This window comes from Roseibium sp. RKSG952 (genome assembly GCF_009711355.1).
In genome coordinates, this window is sequence record NZ_SMMF01000747.1 from 1 (window position 1) to 6,690 (window position 6,690).

The window sequence follows — 6,690 nt, forward strand, 5'->3', positions numbered from 1 at the left end:
GCGATTTGCCATCTGAAATGGCGCGCTACAAGAGAGGGCTGTTACGTGTGGGAGCTTTGAGTGCGAGCACTCCGCGACGGCACAAAAACACCAGTCTTTTTGATTTTGTTGGTCGGGCAGGCCGGATTTGAACCGACGACCCCTTCACCCCCAGTGAAGTGCGCTACCAGGCTGCGCTACTGCCCGAACGGCTCTTACCTAGCCGGTTCGGGGCATCGACGCAAGCAGGATGTTGCCAGTTTGTGATGGGTCCACAGCTGTTCGATCCGACTTTGGCTATGGATGCATCAAGCGCGGTTCAAAAGGCGTTTTTCGTATTATACAGCCGGAAAGGGGTCAGGAGCAGGATCTTGAAATCGAACAGGATTGACCAGTTCTCGATGTAGTAGACATCACAGGCAACCCGCTTCTGGATCTTTTCAGGTGTGTCGACTTGCCCGCGCCAACCGTTGACCTGGGCCCAGCCGGTGACGCCGGGCTTCACCTTGTGGCGGGCGAAATAACCGTCTACCACGTCGTCCCAGGTGATGTTGTCGGTATGGGCGTGGAGCACGTGCGGACGGGGGCCGACCAGAGAAAGCGATCCGCTCAAGACATTGAAAAGCTGAGGGAGTTCGTCGATCGAGCTTTTCCGGATAAAACGCCCGACCCTCGTCACCCTGCTATCTCCCTTGGTGACGGATCGGGTGCCGTCAGGGTCCGCCATTTCCTGGTAAAGCGAGCGGAATTTCAGGATTTCAATAACTTCGTTGTTGAAACCGAATCGCTTTTGCCGGAACAGAACCGGCCCCTTGCTGTCCAGTTTGATCGCAATCACCGTTCCCAGCATGAGCGGGCTCAGAACGACAAGGGCGAGGCTGCCGAAAAACAGATCGAAAATCCGTTTTGCAACAATGTCCCAGTCCGCAAGCGGTTTCTCGATGACGTCAACAAAGGGGATGGCGCCGATAAAGGATGTTCTGCGTTCGCGGAACCGGACCCTTTCGGTATGGGCAGATAGACGGATTTCAACCGGCAGGACCCAAAGCTTGCTGAGCAGTTGGACGATCCGCCGCTCTGCCCGCAGTGGAAGTGACACGATCAGCATGTCGATGCGGGCAAGCCGCGCAAATTCGACAAGAGCCGTCATGTTGCCGAGTTTCGGATATCCGGCGACAACCGGAGGAGAGCGGTCATTCGACCGGTCGTCAAATATGCCGCAAATTCGGATCCCGGCATTTGGCTGGCTTTCAAGGTCCCGGATCAGATCAGCGGCGGGTATTCCGCCGCCAACAATGATCGCGCGGCGTTCAAGGCGGCCATTTTGCATCCAATGCCGGACAAAGGCGTAAACCAGGCTGCGCGCGAGCAGCAACCCGATCAAGCCCGAGGCAAACCAACTGACTTGCCATGAGGTGGACAACATCTGATCCAACCCCGTCAGAACGCCGACTACTGAAAGCAACACAGACACAGCCGCCCAGCCCGCCAGAATACGGCCTTGCTGTGACAACAAGTTCCGCAAGACCGGCACCTGATAGCAATCCGCCACCTGAAAGGAAGCTAGGAAGGCGAGTGTTGCAAAAACCAGCGCCATCCCTTGCGCAACGTCAATGGAAACGGAAGCCGGTGAGGTTGCGATCAGGGACCCGATACCGGTTGTGAAAACGATCAGAAGGTCTGTGAAGCGCACGGCACCTTTCAGAACCGGAACCGATATCGCATTGTCGGCAAGTTGTGCGGCAATTTTCAACGCCTCCGGGCTGAGCACGGTGCTTTCCGTTTTTGCCTCTTCGGCTGGCTCGGGGGTATTCGCAAGGTCTTGCGTGTTCGGACCCGTCCCGGACTTGGGATGCGCCACTTGCCGCAGCCCTTCCGACAGCCGCAAGCCCAAACCCCGGCCTTTTCCCGGGATCTTGGATATGCTGTTTGGGTCCCGCGTTTTCATAGGCTAACTCGCCAATTCAGTCCGATTGCAAATCGGCGGCACTATCGCCGGGAACTGTTTCCGAAGTGTTATTTGCAGCCTGATACGGGCAGCATTGTCCAATGCCCGGATCCCTGGGTTTCCTGTTCCTTCTGATAAGAACGAGTATCAGTGATAACTGTCGTTCAGGAAATTGTCAGTTGTAGTTACCGTTATGAAAAACATTGCTCACCGGAGTGAATACCAGATAAAGCATCAGGATTATCCATCAGAAAAGACCCTCCCGCTTAAAAAGGTGTCGCCGTGCTGAGAAAATCCGGGATCGAAACGCCTCTTCTGAGGATTTAACCGTCGATCTGGCGTGTGATGCCGCTGCCGGCGACATGCGCGTGCCAAAATATGTTCATCGTCACTGAAGCAGATCAGCATACAAACGAAGTGATAGCGGCTGCCGGAAAATTCAGCCGGCTTTCCGGCAAGCCGATGGACACAAGGGGCGAAAAATATCTTCTTTCGCTTCGGCAGAAGGTATGATCAGGTTCGTTTGTGCAGGTCTGCCCAGATCAGCTTTTTTGGCGCGACGGGCGTTCCATCCACCAGATGATGGCGCCAGCAGGGATCACCCAGGCCAGACCTGCAACCGCAAAATAGGTAAAGACAGCCCAGCCCGGAGCCGTTTGGAGGGTCATGTCGCCGATCACCATGGCAAAAAACGCGTAGCAAATGACAAACACGACGAGGGCAACCATGCCGATGAACTTGCGAAACGACGGGACCATTTGTGTTACCTGAACTCCGGATAGGGCCATTGGTTGTGGGCGGTCAAGTGTCGCAAACGGGGCGGTATCACTTGCCGATTTGCTCCAGCACCTATATCTGACCGGGTCACAGGTCAAACCCTCGATCAGGAAAAGCCAGCATTCTCATGTCGATTTCCGCGACCCACACGTCTGATGCAAAGCTCAAGTCCGAAGCCGAAATTGCCCGGGACCGGGCCTACATCCGATGGTGGCTCTATGGTGTTTGTCTGCTGATCCTCGCCATGGTGGTCGTGGGCGGGGCGACGCGGCTAACGGAATCCGGTTTGTCGATCACCGAGTGGAAGCCCATTCATGGTGCGATCCCGCCGCTGTCTCTTGCCGAATGGCAGGAGGAATTTGAAAAGTACCGCCAAATCCCGGAATACCAGCTGATCAACAAGGGGATGAGCCTTGAAGAGTTCAAGTTCATTTTCTGGTGGGAGTGGGGGCACAGATTGCTTGGCCGGTTTATCGGCGTTGCCTTCTTTGTTCCGCTGGCGATCTTCTGGATGCAGGGACGACTGGAACCCTTCCTGAAGCCCCGGCTGGTATTCGGCCTGTTTCTCGGAGGGCTTCAAGGGGCGGTTGGCTGGTGGATGGTAGCCTCCGGTCTCGTTGAACGCACCGATGTCAGCCAATACCGGCTCGCGACCCACCTGACCCTGGCTTTTTTCATCTTTGCCTATCTGTTCTGGATCGCCCGGCGTCTTGCGCCCAAGCAGGACACAGAACCGGTTGAACGCGACCGTCTGTTGCCGGTCGGATATCTGGTGCTTGCGCTTGTGTTTGTGCAGCTGTTTCTCGGCGGGCTGGTGGCGGGCCTGAATGCCGGATTCACCTACAACACGTGGCCCTTGATGGACGGGGATTTGGTGCCTTCCGGCTTGCTGAGCATCTCGCCGTGGTGGCTGAACTTCTTTGAAAACGTCCTGACTGTGCAGTTCCAGCACCGTGTTACAGCTTATCTGCTGGTGGCAGCCGGATTTTATCTCGTCTGGCGGACCTGCCGGGTCAGCTCCAGCAAGTCCGTCCGGCTGCCTGCCTTTCATCTCGGGGCCTTCATCTTTCTTCAGATGGTGATGGGGATCGTGACCCTGCTCGGGTTTGGAACTTTCACGGGGCAGGTGTCCATGCACCAGCTCGGAACTGCACTGTTTCATCAGGGGTTCGCTGTGTTCGTGCTTGCAGCTGCGGTTGATTACATCGCGTCGTTGAAAGGGCAGTATCCGATCCGGCAGCGGGCATGATGGCAGACTGGTCAAACGCCAGTGATCCAACGCAGAACGAAAAAAGCCCGCCAATCGGCGGGCTTTTTGTTCTTTTGCCGTGATTAATCGTTGGCAAGGGCCTGATCGAGATCGGCGATGATGTCCTCGACATCCTCAAGGCCGATCGAGACACGCACCACGTCCGGACCCGCACCTGCCACCGTTTTTTGGTCGTCCGACAATTGCCGGTGGGTGGTCGAGGCCGGGTGGATGATCAGGCTGCGGGTATCACCGATATTTGCAAGATGCGAGAATAGATCGGTGTTTGACACCAGACGCACGCCCGCGTCATAGCCGCCTTGAACGCCAAAGGTGAAAACAGCGCCTGCGCCCTTGGGCATGTATTTTTGCTGCAGGCTATGGTGCTTGTCGTCGGGAAGGCCGGCATAGGACACCCAGCTGACCTTGTCGTGACCGGCAAGATGCAAGGCGACCTTCTTGGCGTTGTCGCAGTGGCGCTGCATGCGCAGCGGCAGGGTTTCGAGGCCGGTCAGGATCATGAAGGCGTTGAACGGGGAAATGGCCGGACCGAGATCACGCAGGCCCAATACCCGGCAGGCAATGGCAAAGGCGAAATTGCCGAAGGTCTCGTGCAGAACAATGCCTTGATATTCCGGGCGCGGCTGGGACAGCATTGGAAAGCGGTCATCTGCGGACCAGTCGAAACTGCCGCCATCGACGATGATACCGCCCATGGAGTTGCCGTGACCGCCGATGAATTTGGTCAGGGAATGCACCACGATATCCGCGCCATGTTCGATCGGGCGGCAGAGATAGGGGGTCGCCATCGTGTTGTCGACGATCAGCGGGATACGCTTTGCCTTGGCAAGTGCGCTGATCGAACTCATGTCGGTGACGATGCCGCCCGGATTGGCCAGGCTTTCGATGAAGATGGCCTTGGTGTTTTCGTCGATCGCCGCCTCGAACGAATTGAGATCGTCGGGATCGGCCCATTTCACTTCCCAGCCGAAATTCTTGAACGAATGGTTCAGCTGATTGATCGACCCGCCATAAAGCTTGTTGGCAGCCACGATATTGTCGCCCGGCTGCATGACCGCGTGAAAGGCCAGGAGTTGTGCCGAGTGGCCGGATGCGACGGCCAGAGCCGCCGTGCCGCCTTCCAAAGCCGCGACGCGTTCTTCAAGAACAGCGGTCGTCGGGTTGCCGATACGGGTGTAGATGTTGCCGAATGCCTGTAGGCCGAACAGGGAGGCAGCGTGATCGACATCATCGAAAACGAAGGATGTCGTCTGATAGATCGGTGTCGCGCGGGCCCCCGTCGACGGATCTGGTTGTGCGCCCGCGTGGATCGCCAATGTTGAAAAACCGGGTACTCGCTCGCTCATGGATGCCCTCCACCATTTTTGCCGGCGGCAGTGTGGCTGAAGCCCGGAGCGAGGTCAAAGGCTCATGAGAGTGAAATCGCATGTTTTGAAGCGAAATCGGTTTATGGCGCATGAACAATCGGTTAGGGGCAAGTTGATGCATGCTTGCCGCGTGCTTTGGCAGGTTGGGCCGAGGCTATCCCCACCGCGTTTTTGACAGGCATGTTATGCTTCTGCGGCTCACTAACCGTACTGCGACGTATCTTGTTGCGTGCCACAAAAGTCGTGATGCCGGTAGCCGTCATCCGGTGCTGCTCACATAATGGTCAAGTCTGTTGTTGACGTGATCAACCGCAGCAGTCAGCTCAAACAAGGCCGGACGGCACCGTAGAGCAGGAGCAAGACGCCTGGATACGCATCACTCTTTCAAACGCGAGACCTTCTTTGCGAGCATACTTGCTGCGGATGTTACAGGCGGTCCCCAAGGGCAAGGTTTGGGTTGCTTTTTGTATGCGGTGGGGCAAGATTTCCGATCTGCATCATCAGGCCGCTTGTTCGATGGAGGAAGTATGCGCAACCGCATCGCGTTGTCAGTTCTGATCCTGCTTGCAGGTTGGGCATCAGACGCCGTTGCCGCTGAGCCGGTCCTCAAGGTCGGTACCGCCGGTGACTACAAACCGTTGACCTGGCAGGATCCGTTGACAGGCACATACGAGGGCAGGGCGATTGACCTGATCTCAACCTTTGCGAAGGACAAGGGCTACAGGATCCAATTCGTCAAGACGACATGGCCTGACCTGATGAAGGATCTGACGGACGGAGACTTTCAGGTCGCCGTTGGCGGCATTTCGTCTACGCCGGGCCGCGCCGAAAAGGCGCTAATGTCTCAGCCGGTTGCGCGTACGGGCAAAGTGGCCTTGGTCCGCTGCGGGGAGCAGGGCGATTATGAAAGCCTCAAGGAGATTGATCAGCCCAGCGTCCGGGTGGTCGAAAACAGGGGTGGGACAAATGAGAAGTTTGCACTCGCAAGATTGAAACACGCCATCCTGATCATTGTGCCCAATAACCAGATGCCGTTCGATTATCTGAAGCGCGACAAGGCCGATGTGATGTTCACCGATTCCATCGAGGCGGTGTATCTGGAGGATCAGAACAGCGGATTATGCGCCGTTTTTCCTGACAAGCCCTACACCCACTCCGACAAGGTTTTTCTATTCGCCAAGGACGAAACAGCCTTGCAGCAGGAATTTAACGGGTGGTTGGCTCATCGGAAGTAACCGGCGTGACGGGGGGTGGTGACCTCAAGCGCGAAGTGCAACACAACGTATGTTGCTCAATCTGAAGCGCTCTTTCACAGGGAAGCCTTTCAAGGCATAAAGTGCCTTGAAAGG

General features: G+C 56.5%; 5 protein-coding genes and 1 tRNA gene. 2 read left to right on the forward strand and 4 right to left on the reverse strand.

What is annotated here, in order from left to right:
* Positions 1-109: 109 nt before the first annotated feature.
* From E1297_RS05410 to E1297_RS05420, 3 genes are all read right to left on the reverse strand, one after another.
* Positions 110-186: transfer RNA gene (locus tag E1297_RS05410), tRNA-Pro, on the reverse strand.
* A gap of 112 nt (positions 187-298) precedes the next feature.
* Entirely contained in the window at positions 299-1,927 is a 1,629-nt protein-coding gene (locus E1297_RS05415; RefSeq protein WP_155134935.1) for an undecaprenyl-phosphate glucose phosphotransferase, read from the reverse strand.
* 542 nt (positions 1,928-2,469) lie between these two features.
* Positions 2,470-2,685 carry a DUF2842 domain-containing protein gene (locus E1297_RS05420; protein ID WP_155134938.1) on the reverse strand — a complete coding sequence of 72 codons (216 nt, stop codon included), beginning with the start codon at positions 2,683-2,685 and terminating at the stop codon, positions 2,470-2,472.
* 146 nt (positions 2,686-2,831) lie between these two features.
* On the opposite strand from E1297_RS05420, the gene E1297_RS05425 reads away from it, so the two are divergent.
* Positions 2,832-3,953, forward strand: coding sequence for a COX15/CtaA family protein (locus tag E1297_RS05425; protein WP_155134943.1), 1,122 nt, complete (start codon positions 2,832-2,834; stop codon positions 3,951-3,953).
* An 83-nt stretch (positions 3,954-4,036) separates the two neighbouring features.
* On the opposite strand, the gene E1297_RS05430 is transcribed toward E1297_RS05425, so the two are convergent.
* On the reverse strand, positions 4,037-5,320 hold the full coding sequence (locus E1297_RS05430) for an O-acetylhomoserine aminocarboxypropyltransferase (protein WP_155134945.1): 1,284 nt from the start codon (positions 5,318-5,320) through the stop codon (positions 4,037-4,039).
* Positions 5,321-5,868: 548 nt separating this feature from the next.
* Here E1297_RS05430 and E1297_RS05435 point away from each other — a divergent pair.
* Positions 5,869-6,576, forward strand: a complete 708-nt coding sequence (locus E1297_RS05435) for a transporter substrate-binding domain-containing protein (protein WP_155134948.1) — start codon at positions 5,869-5,871, stop codon at positions 6,574-6,576.
* Positions 6,577-6,690 lie beyond the last annotated feature (114 nt).